Consider the following 16260-nt stretch of genomic DNA (forward strand, 5'->3'; position numbering starts at 1 on the left):
ACTAGTGATCGGTGACTGGTGACTGGTGACTGGTGACTGGTGACTGGTGACTGGTGACTGGTGACTGGTGACTGGTGACTAGAAAAAGGAAGTGGCGAGGCCCTCCTAACCGATCACAAGTCACCATTCACTCACCCCTCACCACTTCATGAGCCGCGCGACTTCAGCCTGCCACGCTTTGTACGCTGCCTCGTTGAGGTGCAGGCCGTCGCCGGTGTAGTCGGCCTTCAGTTCACCCTTGTCGTCGACCATGAGGGCGTGGACGTCGACGTAGTCGTAGCCAAACTCTTCCGCCAGCTTCTTGAGCCGGTTATTGAAGTCGAGCACATTGGCGTTGTGCTTCCCATAACGGTCGCGCGTCGGCAGCAGCGATTGCACATGGACGCGCACCTGCGGTGTCTTCGTTTTGATTTGCTGCAAGATGTCGCGATAGCCCTGCTCCATCACGTCGGGGGTGTGGCCGGAGCCGAGGTCGTTGATGCCGATCATCAGGAACACGTCGGTCGCGGCGCAGTTGAAGACCGATTCGTCGAGCCGCTTCAGCACGCCGCGATTGTCGTCGGCCGGCAGGTCGTTGCCGATCATGTCGGCGCTAATACCGCGGTTCAACACGCGACGCCCCGGGAAGTACTTCGCGACTTCAAACCCTTCGGTGATGCTGTCGCCCAGCAGCACCACGAACTGCAACTGCTCGTTCTGCTGCCGAAACGCCGTGACGCGATTGTTCCAGTGAAGCTTGGAGATCGCCCCCATGTCGACCGGCGGCGCCGGCTTCGCTTCCGCGGGTTTTGGTTTCTCCGCTGTCGCCGTTTGAGCGTGGGCGACATCGCCTGTAACTGCGAGTGACAGTATCGCGCAAGCAACGACGGTGCAGCGAAGCAATGACATTGTGAAGGTCTCGGTGGTGCAGGATCGCGCGGAACGGCCGGATGCGGCAGAGTAGCCCATTAGAACGTGCGTTCCCCCTGGCCCGCTAGCATGTTCCGCCGGCTGCGCTGTGGTCCGTTTATACCGGTTCTGCCGGATATTCCCTCAACCGTCGCCGCTTGGCGTGCCGATTCTCCCCATAACGCTTTTACGCGCTGGAGTCCGCCTGCACGGGCTCGCGCCGCCATAAGCGAAGGGGGGATTTTCATGCTTCGCAAGATTCTTTTCGCCGCGTGCGTCGGCGTCGGGTGCGCTACGTTCTGCGCTGCCGACAACGCTCAGGCCCAGCAGGCCTACGGTCAGAATTGGGGCGGCACGTACACGACCCAGGACTGGAATCGCTTCTATCACTACCCTTACGTCTACTATCCCCAGAACTTCTGGGGTAGCGAGTACTACCGCAGCGCCGACAGCCTGTACTACCGCTATCCGCCCGAAATGCGGATCCCGGTCTACAACCGCAAGTGGCACAACTACTATCCGAACCGCACCAAGTATCACAGCGGTCATCACTTCGTGCTCGACGTGTTTTAAGTCGACCACGATCGGATAGCGATGCATCAGATCAACGTTAGCCCCCGGCAAGCTTGCCGGGGGCTAATTTTGTGCGCTGCGAGTTGATCGCGTCCGCGTGCGTGTACTACATGCCGCAGGCGATGCGGTAGTAGATCTCGACCGCCAGCTCCAACTGTTCGATCGCGATCCACTCGTCCGCCGTGTGCGCCTGCGCGATCGACCCCGGCCCCAGCACAACGCTCGGAATGCCCGCCGCAGCGATCGACGCCGCATTCGTGCCGTAAGGGACGCCGACTAGCCGGCTCTCGATGCCCGTCGACCGGACGACGCCGGCAAGTTGCTCGGCCCACGCGCGGTTCGCCGCGAAGTGCAACCCGCGGCTCTGCATCCACGGCGCATGATGCTCCAAGCGGCATTCGCCCAGCTCCGCGCGGGCGTCGAGCCACGCCGTCAGTTCGCGATACGCTTCCTCCGGCGTTTCGTCGGGGCAGAGCCGACGGTCGACGTCGATCACCGCTAAGTCAGGAATCGTGTTCGGCCCTGCCCCGCCGTGGAACGTGGTGACGCAGGCCGTCGAGGGACCGCACATCGCATCGCCTGGTCGCGACGCTAACGTGTCGCGGTGAAACTCCTCGACCAGTTGCACGATGCGAGCCATCGCATAGACGGCGTTGGCGCCCTCTTCTGGCCGCGATGAATGCGCGGCCCGCCCATGCACCGTGCATTGCCAACGCGCGACGCCGCGGTGGGCGACGACGACATTGAGTTCCGTTGGCTCGGCAATGAGCGCGGCGGCCGGCCGCAACGCAGCAATCTCGCGCAGCGAGAGCTCTCCCCCTCCCTTGAAGAGAGGGGCCAGGGGAGGGACTCCCGCAGCAACAGGTTCGGCAGCCGCCCCATACTCACTGCCGCCGCGCCAGAAGTCCGCAATGGCTCGCGCCCCGCTGAAGCCGCACTCTTCGTTGATTGCACAGGCAAACAAAATACTTGGCCGACCTTCAGCCGGCTGAGCACCCACGCGCACAAGCGCGGCCAGCATCGCCGCCATCGAGCCCTTCACATCGCACGCCCCGCGACCGTAGACGCGGCCGTCGCGTACGGCGGCCTCAAAGGGGGGCACCGTCATGCCTTGGACGCTCACCGTATCCTGGTGGACTTCCCAGAGCAGCACATCGCTGCCACCGCCCGGAATCAGCGCAAAGAAGTTCGATCGGCCCGGTTCGACTGGCTGCAGCCCCCACCGCCAACCTTGCGCGGCGGCGAAGCGGCCGAGCCACTCGGTCATGCGATGCTCGCCCGCCTCGGGAGCACCGGGGGGCGCCAGGCGCGGGTTCACGCTTGGCTGGGCAATCAATTCGCACAGAAGTTCGACGACGCTGCTTGGCACTCCGCCCCCTATCCCCGGCAAATGTAGCCAAGGCGAAACTTACTATCCGGCAAGGGGTTGCGTTTTCGGCCCAGAATTCGCCGGGCAACTGTTTGCATCCCGCCTCCGCTGAGGATACACTTAGCGTTTGCGTGGGTTAACCCCTGCGCGAACACCCTTCCGCGGGTTGCTGCCCCACTCGCGGAGGGGCTTTTTTTTGCGCAGATCTCAAGCGCTGGGCCGCTCGGAATACGCCGGCGCCTCGGGTATGGTAAGAGATTCGCCCGCGACCGACGCAGGTCGCCGCGTTTTCTGCCAGGAATTCCGCCATGCCCGCCGATTCGATCGATCCCGCCCAAGCTCGCGCCATCGTGGAGCAGTTCCCCGATCCCGAGACAGGCCGCCCGCTTGGCGTGATGGGGCAAGTGAACAACGTCGCGGTCGATGGCGGCAAAGTCACCGTGCAGGTCGCGCTCACCACGCACTCGACGATGCTGTGGGGCGAGACGCGACACGCACTGCGCGATCGCTTGCGGCAACAGCTCCCCGGCCCGCCGGAAGTCGTCGTCGACATCATCGAACATCAGCGCCCCGCCGAAGCGATTGGCGCCATCGGCCTCACCGCGAAGAGCGTCATCGCGGTCGGATCGGGCAAAGGGGGCGTCGGCAAAAGCACGATGGCCGTCTCGCTCGCGATCGCCCTCAAAGGCGCCGGCGCGAAAGTCGGCCTGATGGATGCCGACGTTTACGGCCCGAGCGTACCGCACCTGCTCGGGCTCACTGGCCAGCCGATGGTCTCGAACGGCAAGTTGCTGCCCGTCGACTGCAACGGCATGCCGGTGATGAGCATGGCCTTCCTCGTGCCAAAGGAAGAAGCCGTCGTCTGGCGCGGTCCGATGCTGCACGGTGCGATCACGCAATTTCTCCGCGATACGGCCTGGGGCGATCTCGATTATCTGATTATCGACATGCCGCCAGGCACGGGCGACATCGCGCTGACGCTGTCGCAAGCCCTGCCGCTCACCGGCGCCGTCGTCGTCTGCACGCCGCAAGACGTCGCGCTGCTCGACGCGGTGAAGGCGATCGCCATGTTCAACAAGGTGAGCATCCCGGTGCTCGGCCTCGTCGAAAACATGAGCTACTTCCTCTGCCCCGACAACGGCAAGCGGTACGACATCTTCGGCAACGGCGGCGCGCGGGCGAAGGCCGAAGAGATGGGCGTGCCGTTCTTGGGCGAAGCGCCGATTCAGATTCCGATCCGCGAACGGGGCGACGCCGGACAAACGGCGGGCAACTTGGCGGATATCGAGAGCGCGCCGTACTTCGAGCGGATCGCCTACAACATCGTGCGGAACCTGGCGATGGACCGGGCCAGCGCCCCGCCGCTGCCGACGTTGTCGGTGCTGTAGAACTTCGGACGAATTCGGGTGCCACTGCTGGCTCGTCCAACAGTGGGCGCCGGGTAAACGCTTCGCACTGCTGGGCGAGCCAGCAGTGGCACACAGTGGTTCCATTCTCCCCAGCTTAAAGAGCCGGGGGCTAAACGGAGCCGTTTCCGTAGGCGCAATAAAAAAGGGACCGCTGCCCGCTAAGGGCAACGACCCCTCGATTCGCAAAGCGCGAAAAGGTTGGTTCCAACCGAGGTTGAAACTAGGCCTTCTTCGCGGTCTTCTTCTTGGCGGTCTTCTTCTTCGCAGCCTTCTTCTTGGCTACCTTCTTCTTGGCAGTCTTCTTCTTGGCTACCTTCTTCTTCGGGGCTGCCTTCTTCTTGGCAACCTTCTTCTTCGCAGCCTTTTTCTTGGCAGCTTTCTTCTTGGCCACAGTCATTCCTCCTTAAAAAGGTCTAGGCGACGCGTCTCTCGTCAACTGTGAGGAGAAGTTTGTTCGTCGTCGCCTTCCAAAGAAACCGGCCGCCCTTCCAGGGCGACAAGTCGTATCGCGCTCTCATCGAGCATGGCCGCGTTCTGCGATCCGAATAACTTTGGTTACCCGAACTGTTAACCGATTGCATCCCAACTAAATACTGCGTTCAACAATGGTTGACAACGCCACGTCCATGTCTTCGTCGTATTTGTACGCAGGATTTATTTTTCTGCAACACTTTTTTGTGGATTTTCGATCCGCGGCGCGTTATGGAGACCGCGCGTGAACAACATTTGATGCGCTGTGTGAGCTCGCGCGCGACGTTTGAATTGCTCCGTCGCGCGCTTTAAATCGCGCGCTAATAGATTGAGATGCGCGTCCCGTCCAGGCAGCGCAGCGCCGGTTGTTCAGCGCGCCGCACAACGCCGAAATGCGCGTACTCGAGCGCTCGTAAACGGCGATACGTGAGCATCATCGCAGCGCTCGGTCGCACCAGTTTAGCGATCCCTTCGACGCTGCTGAGCGCGCCCAACATGCGGCTCCAAATCTCGCCCGCCGAGGCCAGCCGCGGATGGATCGGGTCGAGCCCATACCAGCCCCGTTCTGCAGAAAACGCCGAGATTTCTCGCGTGACTGCGAGCTGAGACAGCCGTTCGCTGAGTCGCTCCGCACGGTCGATGATCTCGCCGCGACTCAGTTTGCAGTTCGGAAACAACACCTCGCGGAAGGCGTAGTACCGCGCCGTCCCCACGCCGCGCAACGACTCGATCGGCAGGTTGTTCAGCGCGACGCGCGCGTCATGAATCGCGAGGCGATCGAGCGCTCGTTCGACCCACTCGACGATCTTGTCGACCGGCGCTTCGTACGCCAAATCGTTGCCGATGTCGGCGACGATCGCGACCGTCGGCAACGGTCGCGCGCGGTTGAGCGCGGGCCATAAACCGCTCGATAAAATTCCTGGAAATTTTTTTCCAAAAAATTTCGAATGCAGGCCGTACGACCTCCCAAAACCCTTTGCGACATGAAGCTCGATTGGATGCGCGAACATCGCGCGCAACGATTCAACGATCGTTGGAAACATGATCGAGAGGTTACTCGCGCCGAGTAACACGACATGTTGTTGCGGTTCGCAAGTCTCAAACTGAGATGCAACGTGCGACTCTGATGGCGAAGTATCACTCATCGAATTCATTGGAACCGCCAAGAGCGCCAAGGAAGAGATCTGAAACCGCCGATGAACGCAGATGGACGCAGATAAAACGAGCTAATGACAAGCCTAGAAGCTCCATCATCTGCGTTTATCGGCGTTCATCCGCGGTTCCAAAGCTCTTCGCATTTCCTTGGCGCTCTCGGCGTCCTTGGCGGTTAATTCTTCCGGTTTGAAACATTCCTGGCTGATCAATCATTGCGCGTTGCGGATCGATCTACCAACGATTTTCGCGGTACGCCTGTAATGTTTGGTAATTCGAGTAAGCCAGGTAACCAAACATGATCGCCGTGAACAACGACCTCCACTCGAACAGGCCGAACAGACCCATCGAGATGGCTGCGGCCATCGACAACTGCAACGACCAGATGATTCCGCGGCGCGGATGTCGCAATGTGAAGATTTCACGCGCCACACGCCCCCCATCGAGGGGATAAATCGGCAGCAAGTTGATCAGGCCCCAGGCGATGTTGACCCACAACATCTGCAGAATGAATGAGTTCCCGAACTCAGACGGCAACGGCTCGACGTAGAGCAACTTGCCGAGCAACGGGAGCGTCATTGCCGTAATGTCGATCTCATCGAGGGCGGCCCAGCCGATCTGCCTCCCCGAGAGTCGCACCGACGCGAAGCAGACGCCCGCCAACGCGAATCCAGCGGCCGGTCCCGCGAGCGAGATCAAGATTTGGCTCAACGGCCGACGATCGCAATCGTCGCAAGCGGCCAGACCGCCAAGGCCGTAGAGTGTGATCCACGGCCGACCGCCGTAGTACCGTTGTGTGAACGCATGACCGAGTTCATGGACGACGACCGAGACGAAGACAACGACGGTCCACGCCAACAACTGCGCAGGCGGAACGCCGTCAGAACCGACTCCCAGCACGATCGTGATCACCCAAAACATGGGATGAACGCGAATCGGAATGCCGAAGAGGCGGAAATGGAGGTCGTACGGACTTCGCGGCGGTTCGGATAACAGCATGGCGCGATCGTGAAGGAGTGGAGCCGCAACAGACTACTGCGCAAGTTCGCAGCAACGTGCGGTTTACCATTATAACCCGCCCAGTGTGCCACTGCTGGCTTGCCCAGCAGTGCGAAGCGGGGACTTGGCGCCCACTGCTGGACGAGCCAGCAGTGGCACGCATTCAGACACCCGCCGGGAGCGTCGGGGCTAAATGGCCGTGTTCAGGGGCGAGGCGTTGCGCCGCTGCTTCGCGCCGCGCTGCAGGATGTGCGGCGGCGGAATCTTGCCGGCCGTCACGCTGCCGCCCTCGTGCGACGCTAAGACGTTCGTGATGTACTCCGCGGCTCGCTCCGAGGCCCCGCCTCCCGCGTGTTGATCGCGCAACAACCGCAGCGCCGCGACGCGACGCCACCGCGCGTCGGCGTCGGTCAGCCATTCGATGCAATGCGCGGCAAGCTGCGCCGACTTGTCGGTTCGCGTGAGATACTCCGGCAACAGTGCGTGCGCATCCGCGGGATCGTTGGCGTCGTACAAGTGCGCCGGCCGCGGCGTAGCGATTTCCTTCGCCGTGAGCAAATTCACCAGCGTGATATACCGCACGCGGCGATACCGCTCCTGCACAATGAAGCCGAACCGGGAGATCTGGTAGAGGATTACGCTCGGCTTCGCGTGGTAGAGTAGCTCAAGCGACACCGAACCGCTGCACGCCAGGCAACACGCCGCCGAGTGAATCAACTCCGGAGTGCGGCCGACGTAAACTTCCGCCTTCACGCCCGCCTCAGAGACGAACTTGCGAATCGTCTCGGCCTGCGATTCCTTGAACGCCGCCACGGCAAACCGTGCATCGGGAACTTGCTCAGCAATCAACCGCGCCGCTTTGAGGAACGACTGCGTGTTGAGTTCCACCTCTTGCGTCCGCGAGCCGGGCAAAATCGTCACCAGCGGCCGCGCGTCTTTCGCCAACTCTGCAACGAACTGCTCATCGAGCGTGCGATTCCGCAGTTCGTCGAAGTAAGGATGCCCCACGTAGGTCGCGTTGCAACCACGCTCGCGAAACCACGGCTCTTCGAACGGCAGCTTGCACAGCACGTGGTCGACGAAGCGTTGCATCTTCTTCACGCGATGGCTCGCCCACGCCCACACCTGCGGTGTGCCGTAGTAGATCACCGGAATGCCACGGGCCTTGGCGCGACGCGCGATCCACCAGTTGAAGCCGGGGTAGTCGATCATCACGACGGCGTCGGGACGCTCGTCGCGGAAGTAGCGGTCGGCTTGAATAAGCAAGCCGATGAACTTGTGGAGGTTCACCAGCACGCGAGCGATCCACATTACCGCGAGTTGCGTGAGATCGGCGTGAAGCGTGCAACCAGCGGCAGCCATCCGCGGGCCGCCGTAGCCGACGTATTCCCAATCGCTGTGCCGCCGCTGGAACGCCCGAATGAGGTTGGCGCCATGCAAGTCGCCGCTCGGCTCGCCGACGGAGAAGAAGATTTTCACGCCACTGCTCCCAAACGCCCACAAAGTCTTAAGGGGCGGGAGTATGGCAAAATACGGAGATTGGCGAAAGCTCGATTGAGAGAGGGAAAGAAGCTTAAGGCTGTAAGCTGTTGGCTATTAGCCAGAAGAGAAACGCCTGCGTCTGGCCCACAGCTAATAGCCCATAGCTGATAGCTCTCAGCAAAAAAGAAGGCTGGCGCCCTCCATGAGAACGCCGGCCCCCCCAACCAAATCAGCACGCACTACACGTGCTTCTCTTCGTCGTCGTGATCCTCATCGGCGAGCAACTCGCCATGCTCACCGTCCTTCTTGTCCTCCTCGTCGTTGACGAGCAGGTGCTTGTCTCCCTCGCCATCCTTGTGATCTTCGTCGGCTAGCAGCTTGCCGTGATCGTCGTCCTTTTCTTCATCGTTGGCCAACAGCTTGCCATGGTCATCGTCTTTCTCTTCGTCGTTGACGAATAACTTCCCGTGATCATCGTCTTTTTCTTCGTCGTTCGCGAAGAGCTTGCCATGGTCGTCATCCTTTTCTTCATCGTTGACCAGCAGCTTGCCATGGTCGTCGTCTTTCTCCTCGTCGTTCACGAACAGCTTGCCGTGATCTTCGTCCTTCTCCTCATCGGCGAGGAAATGGCCATCAGCGTCTTCACGCTTTTCATCGGTCGAGAAAGCGTTCATGGCCGCTTGGTCGACGCCGCATGGCAGCATCCACAAAGCCATGGCCGACAGCAGCGCAAAACCGGTCCAACGATTCGACGTCATCAGAGGTGCCCTCAAACAAGAAAAGTAGAAAAGAGTGTTGGTCGCCCGAGGCGGGTCGACCGGTGAGTCGTTGAACAAAACCTGTGTCGAAATGGGCGAGGAGGCAACTCGCCGCGACGATTTTGGAATCGAAAGACGGAAGTCAAATGAAAAGATCGACAGACAAGTCCGTACTCGCCGCAATTCCGCGAGCCTGTGCGCCGCAACCCCCTCGCAGCATCGCCCAGCCCCAGCGCAATCGGAACAACCGGTCGCAGCCGCCGAGGTTCCTGCAGTCCACAAAAAAACGGGGCGTCTCCAGTTGGAGACGCCCCGTCAGCGTGTTTCGAATTGAGCCGGCGAGTTTCGCCGACGCCGTCACTTAAGCGACGAGCAGTTCGCCCTCTTCCTTGTCGCCCTTCTTGCACTTGTCGGCGACGAGGTCCTTGTCCTTCTTCTTCTCGCAATCTTCGTCAGCGAGGAGTTCCTTCTTCTTGCCGTCCTTTTCGCAATCGTCGTCGGCGAGCAGCTCGCCATCTTCCTTATCGCCCTTCTTGCACTTATCGGCGACGAGGTCCTTATCCTTCTTCTTTTCGCAATCTTCGTCCGCGAGTAGATCCTTCTTTTCGCAATCGCCGTCCTTTTCGCAGTCATCGTCGGCGACGACGGCAACGGCGTCCTTGTCCTTCTTCTTTTCACAATCTTCGTCCGCGGCGATCGCCACCGCGCAGAACGCGAACAGCGACGTCAAACCGAGGCCGACCAACCATGTGCTCTTCATACGAATCTGGCTCCTGTGAAAGTTTCGGACACAACGCCGCCGTGGCGAAACTATCCGATTCAGATGAAACCGCCGGGGGCCCGGCAAGTTTCGACGGTCCTGCATTCTTCACGGCTAGCGAGGGCCGGGTCAAGAAATTTTGGGGCTAGCCGCGAAAGTTTGGACGCAAACCTGCGGCGAAATGGCGAAGGATTTCCGCAAACGACGGTTATTTCGACACGAAACCGTGACGCTGCTTACGGTTCCGTCATTTGAGCGGCGGAAAGATTTCCCTCGCCGCCACGCTCATTCCCACTCCGATGGGGTGCCACTGCTGGCTCGCCCAGCAGTGCGAAGCGGGTGCCCGGCGCCCACTGCTGGACGAGCCAGCAGTGGCACATGATTCCCGACCTATTCGGCGCCCAAATACTCCGAACGCTCAAACCGCGTCCCCGCCTTCACGCGTTTCGCGACTTCCTCGGCATCGAGCGCATACAACGGGCTGATCTCCACATACACGCCCGGCGCCACGTGCGCGCCCGCCGCTTCGAGCCACCGCCGATGCTGATCCAACAAAAACTTGTGGACGTACTCCGGCGTATCCTTCGGCGCCCCCGACGCATTCTTCAGCGGCGCGAACGCCTCCTCTTCCGCATACTCGACGACGATCGGCCGTTCAGCGTGCGGCAGCAAATCGAAAATGAACCGCTCGAACTTCAACGCATTCGGCTCGCTCGGCTTCACGAGTTTGCCGTCGTCGCCGATGTACTCGGCCTTCTTCCGCGCCACATGGAACGGCAGCGTGTCCTTCAGCTTGAGCGAGCGTTCCAAGAACGCCACGTCGAACACATGAATCGCTACGCTCCCCGCCCAATAGACGAGTTGCCCGTTCGCGTCGCGCTGCTCCGCGACGTCGTCCGGAAAATCGCTGTACTCGATGATGCTCACGCGATCGTTGATCATCACGAAGTTGCCGAGCCGCTCTTGCGGCGACTGCTTCGCAATGGCGAGCGACGTCAGCTCCGACTTCGCCAAAATGTGGAAGCCAATCAGCTCCGCATCGCAAATCGGCGCCAGCGGGTTGTCGACTTGAAAGTAAAACAGATGCTTGATGCCGCGGCGCCGCATGTGGTCGAACGCCCCGCTCGCGCCGAGCGCCGCTACCGTACCGCCATGGCCGTCGGGGCTGAGAAAGATCGAATCCTTCGCCTCTAGCAATACCTGCCCCGTCCGCGCATCGACCGCCGGCATCGTTCCCTGGCAGAAGACGAACACGTCGTCCTTGGCGAGACCGAAGTGAGCGTTGTCTGCGAGGAACTCCAGCGTGTCGTCGTGCGTGACGGGGCTCGTCATCATGTAGAGCGGCGTCGACTTGCCATGCCGCTTCGCGATCGCGCGAATCTTCTCCAGATGAATCTGCGCGAGCGTCGCCTTCGACAGCGGGCCGATCGGGTACATCCCCTTCGGCTTCTCGAACCCGAGCCGACTCCCCTGCCCGCCCGCGACGAGGATGACGCCGACCTCGCCCGCTTCGAGCGCCGCTACGCCCGCGCGACGCGCCGCCTCGGCCGTGATATGCAGAGGATTGGTCGCCCCCGGCGCCCGCTCGTGCAACCGCACCGCCGGCGGGGGGGACGCTTGCCGCGCGAGCTCCGCCCAATCGGGCTGATCGATCTCGTCGCGGAACAGTGAATCGAGCAGGTCGAAATCGATGGACCCCACCTCCCCCGCCAACTGCTCGCGGCCCGCGGCGTCGAGTTCATCCCAGAACTGCAGCACGTGAAGTTGATTGTGCGGCTGCAGCAGAGCTTCGAGTTCCGACTTGTTGATTGTGGCAGTCATGGTGAATTCTTAGCCTCGCACCCATCGATAGGCCAACCAGCAGAGCAGCGGGAAACCAATGAAGATGACGCTGTAGGTGAACAGCGTCGTCCAAAAGTGTCGCGGCCAGCGGGCCATGGGCAGGGGTCGTTTCAAGTGAAATAGGAAGAAGCCGTTGCGGAAAAGCGCGCCTCGCGGCCGCAGTGGCCGATTATCCGCAAGCGGAGCGGACTGGCTAGTAGCCCGCAACCGCCAGTTACCGCCGGATTCCAGCCGGTTGCCGCCCTGCGAACCAAAGCACTATACTGCCGGTTCCGCGCCACCAAGCGCGGCCTCACTCTATTTAACGCTACTTGTGGAGACGACGTTCGTGGCATCCGGAAAATACCTGTTCACTAGCGAAGCAGTCAGCATGGGGCATCCCGACAAGCTGGCCGACCAGATTTCCGACGGCGTGCTCGACGCCCTCTTCGCCCAAGATCCCTATAGCCGCGTCGCCTGCGAGACGATGGTCACCACCGGCATGGTCGTCATCGCCGGCGAGATCACCACGAAGGCCTACGTCGACATGCAGAAGGTCGTTCGCGAGGTGATCCGTGACGTCGGTTATACCGACTCGCCGATGGGTCTCAGCGCCGACCACTGCTCGGTCCTCGTCGCCATCGACGAGCAAAGCGCCGACATCGCGATGGGCGTCAACGACGACGCCTCGAAGGGCAAGGACATCGGCGCCGGCGACCAAGGCCTGATGTTCGGCTACGCCTGCAACGACACCCCCGAGCTGATGCCGCTGCCGATCGCGCTGTCGCACCGCATCATGAACCGCCTGACCGCCGCCCGGAAGAACGGCGAGGTCGATTGGCTCCGTCCCGACAGCAAGAGCCAAGTCACGGTCGAATACGATGGCAACAAGGCCACCCGCATCGACACCGTGGTTGTCTCGACGCAACACAGCGAAGACGTTTCGAACGAAGCGATTCGCAAGTTCGTCATCGAAAGCATCATCAAGCCGGAACTGCCGGCTGAGCTCGTCACCGGCGAGATCAAGTACCACATCAACCCGACCGGTCGCTTCGTCGTCGGCGGTCCGCACGGCGACTGCGGTCTCACCGGCCGTAAGATCATCGTCGATACCTACGGCGGCTGGGGTCGCCACGGCGGCGGCGCCTTCAGCGGTAAGGACCCGACCAAGGTCGATCGCAGCGCCGCCTACATGGCCCGCTACGTCGCGAAGAACATCGTTGCCTCGGGCCTGGCCGAACGCTGCGAAGTGCAGCTCGCCTACGCCATCGGCGTCACCGACCCGGTGAGCGTCTACGTCGACACCGAAGGCACCGGCAAGATCGAAGACTCGAAGATCTGCGACATCGTGAAGAAGCTCTTCCCGCTGTCGCCGTCGGGGATCATCAAGCACCTCGACCTGCGTCGCCCGATCTTCCGCAAAACGGCCGCCGGCGGCCACTTCGGCCGCAACGAGCCGGAATTCACGTGGGAGAAGACCGACATGGCCGCGAAGATCAAGGCTGAAGCTGACAAGCTGTAAGCGGCGATCACGCTTGAAGTACTAACGAGCAGCCCCGACCTAGCTAGGTCGGGGCTGTTTTTTTATTTCGTTCGCACTCATCCCACCCTGCCCGATCAACGCAACTTTTCAACTCGGCTTGGCCGCGCGCCCCTTCGTCGGGTATCGTACCTGGCATGGCGACGGTTGGATCCACCGCTACCCTTCCTGAACGGACGCGCAATCTCACAATCACGTGGGTCCGGGCTGCTGCGCCTGGCGGCGTCATCGCGCTGCTCGTCGTCGGCTCGGTGCTCGTCACCCGCCGCGCGGCCGGCGCCTTCACCTCGCACCTGCCGACGCTGCCGCTACTGGCGACGATCCTACTCACGGCGCTGGTCCTACTCGGCGGCCGCGTCGCTTGGCGCTTCACCAGCCCGCCGCGGCGGCGGGAACAGCTCCAATTCCGCGAACAACTTGTCGGCTGGGGCGGCACGCTCACGATCGGCCTGATGTTCCTCGGCTGCTCGTTCCCGTCGTTCGACTATTGGAACTGGCTCTGCTGGCTGCCGCTCGTCGTCGCCGACTATCTGCAGCGCGATTGGTTCTTCGACGCCGCCCCCGGCTGGACGCCGCGGCTCGTCGATCACGAGTCGGGCCTCTGCCCCTGGCGCCCGCGCGGCGAACTGGTCGACGCCTCCGACGTCCTCTCGCTGCGTGAAGAGCGGCGCGAGCACTACCCGCTGTTCGATCGCGAGTTCGACGACGCGGAACTCAAGACCGCGCTCCACGAGGAACACGACGAAGAACTTGAGGATGCTGAACACGCTGTCGACTCACTCGACGCCAATGTTCTGCAACAACTCACCCGCATTCGCGACGAGGCCGGCGTCGAAACCATCTTCGGCACGCTCCGCGCCGAGTTCGTCGCCGGGCAACGACACGCGACGCTCCACGTCGGCTTCTGCCCGCCGCTCGCCGGACGGCCGACGATCGAGGCCGACCCGTCGGACGGGCCCGATGCGACGGTGAAAGTGATTCAATCGCTCGCCCACGGCACGCGGCTCGAAGTTCGACTCGCGACGCCAGCCGCCGAGGAGTGCTCGGTCCTCATCGAGTTCACCGCGGCGCCACTCTAGCCCCGGGGGTCGCTCACCACGCCGGCCAGCGTCGCGCCAATAGAAGTTGAGGTCCCCTCCCCTCCAGGGGGAGGGATCCAGAACTTTCATGTGGTGTAGTTAGCGCCGCGTCCGGTATCCACCAAACTTACGAACCACTCTTACTCCACCCCTCCGTCGTCTGCACAAAACGCTGCGGCACCGTGCCAATAAATTCACGGCCATCCCACGTCCGCACCTCGAGCGTCAGCGTCGTCCCGTCAACGGTGAGTACGTTGTACGCATTCGGCTCCTCGCGGCGACGATGCGAGATCGCCGTCCCCGCCTGAATCACGAGAATCGATCGCTTCACTTCCACATGGTGCGGCCGCACGTCGCCTGAATACGCCACGTGCAAATGCCCCGCGAGAATGAGATGGCAGCCGCACGCTTCGAACACCCGCAGCGCTGCCGGCCCGCCATCGACGAGCGCCGCGTTTGGCTCCTTCGCCGGCGGAATGAACGGATGATGGGCGACCAGAATCTTGCACGCCGCATCCGCCTGAGCAACGAAGAACTGCCGCAGCCGCTCGACCTGCGCCGGCGAGATGCGGCCATCCTTCCAAGTGTTCGAGCGAGCCGTATTCACGCCCGCCACCGCGAGCTCCGCATCGTAAAACGTCGGCTCGACATTCACGCCAATGAACCGCCGGTAGTTGTCAAGCGGCGTCAGCCACCGCGCGATCGCGTTGTACAGCGGAATGTCGTGATTCCCCGGTACCACGATCCGCGGCAACTCGACGTGCTTAAGAAACCGCTCCGCATCAGCGAACTGCGCCGCCCGCGCTCGCTGCGTGAGATCGCCGCTCACCACGAGCAACTGCGCCGCTTGCTGATTAATGTCTTTCAACAAACCTTCGGCGATCGCCGGCTCCTCGGCGCCAAAGTGGAGGTCGGAAAGATGAATAATGCGTCGCATCGCGCGTTCTAGCCCCGGGCTCCGCCCGGGGGTCGGTTCGAAGTAAAGGAAACGTCCAACTAGCCCGAGACTCACCCCCCGGCGGAGCCGGGGACTAGGAGACAACTACGGCAACAACACATTTAGCGCCCGCGGCAAAATCTCATAATGCAGCGGCGCCTCCATCCGCATCACCTCCCCATCCGCCGCGAGGTGCAGCCGGCTCCGCCGCGTCTCCATCCACACCTCGCGCGGATAGAGCGTTTCGAAATCGCGATCTTGCTCCAGCCGCCCGAGCGCTCCGTTGAGCAGCAACTTCAACATCCCCAACCGCGTTTGCGCGCGAGCGACGTATAGCGACAGCACACCTTCGTCGAGCCGATCGCGGGCGCCAATCTTCAGTAGATCGAGCCGGTACCGATTGTTGCCCACGAAAATGAGGGGCGTCTTCAAGTGGTCAACCTTCCCCTCGACATCGAGGCGCACCTGAATCATCGGCGCCCGCACAAACGTCTTCATTGCCGCGAGCGCCATCGCCGGCCACTTGCTGAGCTTCAATCGGCTCCGCGTCGCATCGCGATCGACAACCGCACGGGCATAGACGCCGACCGACGAGTTGTTGATGAAGATCCGGTCGTTCACCCGGGCAAGGTCAACCGGCCGCGCGTCGCCCGCGGCGATGACCTTCGCTGCCTCGGCAAGATCAAACGAAATACCGAGGTCTTTGGCAAAGTGGTTGAGCGTCCCGAGCGGCAACACCCCGAGCGGCGTCTGCCCGCCGACGAGCGCCGCCGCCACGGTGCTGATCGTACCGTCGCCGCCGCCCGCCACCACCGCGTCGACGCCGGCTTTCACGGCGGCCCGCGCTTCGTCATCGAGTTGATCGCCGGCCACGCTCCGCACGTCGGCGTCGACGCCGGCGGCTGAGAGTGCATCAGCCACTTGCTGGGCGGGATCGGAGTTAGCATTCGCGCTGGCGGCATACGTGCCGGAGTCGCGGTTCAGGAGGGCGATGACCTTCATGCGGCGAGATGGAAATTTAT

The 16260-nt window shown here is 62.0% G+C and carries 15 protein-coding genes; 4 read left to right on the plus strand and 11 right to left on the minus strand.

Annotated elements, in window-relative coordinates; genetic code table 11:
• Positions 1-138 precede the first annotated feature (138 nt).
• The gene (locus ACQY7R_RS14955; protein WP_428306391.1) at positions 139-888 is read right to left on the minus strand and encodes a GDSL-type esterase/lipase family protein; all 750 of its coding nucleotides are present in this window, start codon (positions 886-888) and stop codon (positions 139-141) included.
• A gap of 246 nt (positions 889-1134) precedes the next feature.
• Here ACQY7R_RS14955 and ACQY7R_RS14960 point away from each other — a divergent pair, with 246 nt between their 5' ends.
• A complete protein-coding gene (locus tag ACQY7R_RS14960) occupies positions 1135-1461 on the plus strand; it encodes a calmodulin-binding protein (RefSeq protein WP_152100810.1) in 327 nt (108 codons plus the stop codon).
• 106 nt (positions 1462-1567) lie between these two features.
• On the opposite strand, the gene ACQY7R_RS14965 is transcribed toward ACQY7R_RS14960, so the two are convergent.
• Positions 1568-2830, minus strand: a complete 1263-nt coding sequence (locus tag ACQY7R_RS14965) for a M20 family metallopeptidase (protein ID WP_428306392.1) — start codon at positions 2828-2830, stop codon at positions 1568-1570.
• 308 nt (positions 2831-3138) lie between these two features.
• Between ACQY7R_RS14965 and ACQY7R_RS14970 the strand changes: the two genes are divergently transcribed.
• A complete protein-coding gene (locus tag ACQY7R_RS14970) occupies positions 3139-4218 on the plus strand; it encodes a P-loop NTPase (protein WP_428306393.1) in 1080 nt (359 codons plus the stop codon).
• A gap of 241 nt (positions 4219-4459) precedes the next feature.
• Here the strand turns inward: ACQY7R_RS14970 and ACQY7R_RS14975 are convergent, their stop codons facing one another.
• From ACQY7R_RS14975 to ACQY7R_RS15005, 7 genes are all read right to left on the minus strand, one after another.
• Complete coding sequence (locus ACQY7R_RS14975; RefSeq protein ID WP_172991749.1) at positions 4460-4630, minus strand: hypothetical protein; 171 nt, start codon at positions 4628-4630, stop codon at positions 4460-4462.
• 400 nt (positions 4631-5030) lie between these two features.
• Positions 5031-5582 (minus strand): hypothetical protein, encoded by a 552-nt coding sequence (locus tag ACQY7R_RS14980; RefSeq protein WP_428306394.1) that lies wholly within the window; start codon positions 5580-5582, stop codon positions 5031-5033.
• A 514-nt stretch (positions 5583-6096) separates the two neighbouring features.
• A complete protein-coding gene (locus ACQY7R_RS14985) occupies positions 6097-6861 on the minus strand; it encodes a site-2 protease family protein (protein WP_428306395.1) in 765 nt (254 codons plus the stop codon).
• A 189-nt stretch (positions 6862-7050) separates the two neighbouring features.
• Entirely contained in the window at positions 7051-8340 is a 1290-nt protein-coding gene (gene lpxB, locus ACQY7R_RS14990; protein WP_428306396.1) for a lipid-A-disaccharide synthase, read from the minus strand.
• Positions 8341-8582: 242 nt separating this feature from the next.
• On the minus strand, positions 8583-9101 hold the full coding sequence (locus ACQY7R_RS14995; RefSeq protein WP_428306397.1) for a hypothetical protein: 519 nt from the start codon (positions 9099-9101) through the stop codon (positions 8583-8585).
• Positions 9102-9462: 361 nt separating this feature from the next.
• Entirely contained in the window at positions 9463-9861 is a 399-nt protein-coding gene (locus ACQY7R_RS15000; RefSeq protein ID WP_428306398.1) for a hypothetical protein, read from the minus strand.
• 390 nt (positions 9862-10251) lie between these two features.
• Positions 10252-11682 carry a UTP--glucose-1-phosphate uridylyltransferase gene (locus ACQY7R_RS15005; protein WP_428306399.1) on the minus strand — a complete coding sequence of 477 codons (1431 nt, stop codon included), beginning with the start codon at positions 11680-11682 and terminating at the stop codon, positions 10252-10254.
• Positions 11683-12031: 349 nt separating this feature from the next.
• Here ACQY7R_RS15005 and metK point away from each other — a divergent pair, with 349 nt between their 5' ends.
• Complete coding sequence (gene metK, locus ACQY7R_RS15010) at positions 12032-13204, plus strand: methionine adenosyltransferase (protein WP_428306400.1); 1173 nt, start codon at positions 12032-12034, stop codon at positions 13202-13204.
• A gap of 155 nt (positions 13205-13359) precedes the next feature.
• Positions 13360-14301, plus strand: coding sequence for a hypothetical protein (locus ACQY7R_RS15015; RefSeq protein ID WP_428306401.1), 942 nt, complete (start codon positions 13360-13362; stop codon positions 14299-14301).
• Between the two features lie 127 nt (positions 14302-14428).
• Here ACQY7R_RS15015 and ACQY7R_RS15020 read toward each other — a convergent pair whose 3' ends face one another.
• Together ACQY7R_RS15020 and ACQY7R_RS15025 are read right to left on the minus strand one after the other, a co-directional pair.
• Entirely contained in the window at positions 14429-15238 is an 810-nt protein-coding gene (locus tag ACQY7R_RS15020; RefSeq protein WP_428306402.1) for a metallophosphoesterase family protein, read from the minus strand.
• A 105-nt stretch (positions 15239-15343) separates the two neighbouring features.
• Positions 15344-16240: a diacylglycerol/lipid kinase family protein gene (locus tag ACQY7R_RS15025; RefSeq protein WP_428306403.1), complete on the minus strand. Its 897-nt coding sequence runs from the start codon at positions 16238-16240 to the stop codon at positions 15344-15346.
• Positions 16241-16260 lie beyond the last annotated feature (20 nt).

Source organism: Lacipirellula sp. (genome assembly GCF_965279485.1).
In the GTDB taxonomy this organism is placed as follows: Bacteria; Planctomycetota; Planctomycetia; order Pirellulales; family Lacipirellulaceae; genus Lacipirellula.

Coding starts and splice junctions, on each gene's coding strand:
- ACQY7R_RS14955 (WP_428306391.1), bottom strand. CDS start 888: ATGTCATTGCTTCGCTGCACCGTCGTTGCTTGCGCGATACTGTCACTC.
- ACQY7R_RS14960 (WP_152100810.1), top strand. CDS start 1,135: ATGCTTCGCAAGATTCTTTTCGCCGCGTGCGTCGGCGTCGGGTGCGCT.
- ACQY7R_RS14970 (WP_428306393.1), top strand. CDS start 3,139: ATGCCCGCCGATTCGATCGATCCCGCCCAAGCTCGCGCCATCGTGGAG.
- ACQY7R_RS14985 (WP_428306395.1), bottom strand. CDS start 6,861: ATGCTGTTATCCGAACCGCCGCGAAGTCCGTACGACCTCCATTTCCGC.
- ACQY7R_RS14995 (WP_428306397.1), bottom strand. CDS start 9,101: ATGACGTCGAATCGTTGGACCGGTTTTGCGCTGCTGTCGGCCATGGCT.
- ACQY7R_RS15000 (WP_428306398.1), bottom strand. CDS start 9,861: ATGAAGAGCACATGGTTGGTCGGCCTCGGTTTGACGTCGCTGTTCGCG.
- ACQY7R_RS15005 (WP_428306399.1), bottom strand. CDS start 11,682: ATGACTGCCACAATCAACAAGTCGGAACTCGAAGCTCTGCTGCAGCCG.
- ACQY7R_RS15015 (WP_428306401.1), top strand. CDS start 13,360: ATGGCGACGGTTGGATCCACCGCTACCCTTCCTGAACGGACGCGCAAT.
- ACQY7R_RS15020 (WP_428306402.1), bottom strand. CDS start 15,238: ATGCGACGCATTATTCATCTTTCCGACCTCCACTTTGGCGCCGAGGAG.
- ACQY7R_RS15025 (WP_428306403.1), bottom strand. CDS start 16,240: ATGAAGGTCATCGCCCTCCTGAACCGCGACTCCGGCACGTATGCCGCC.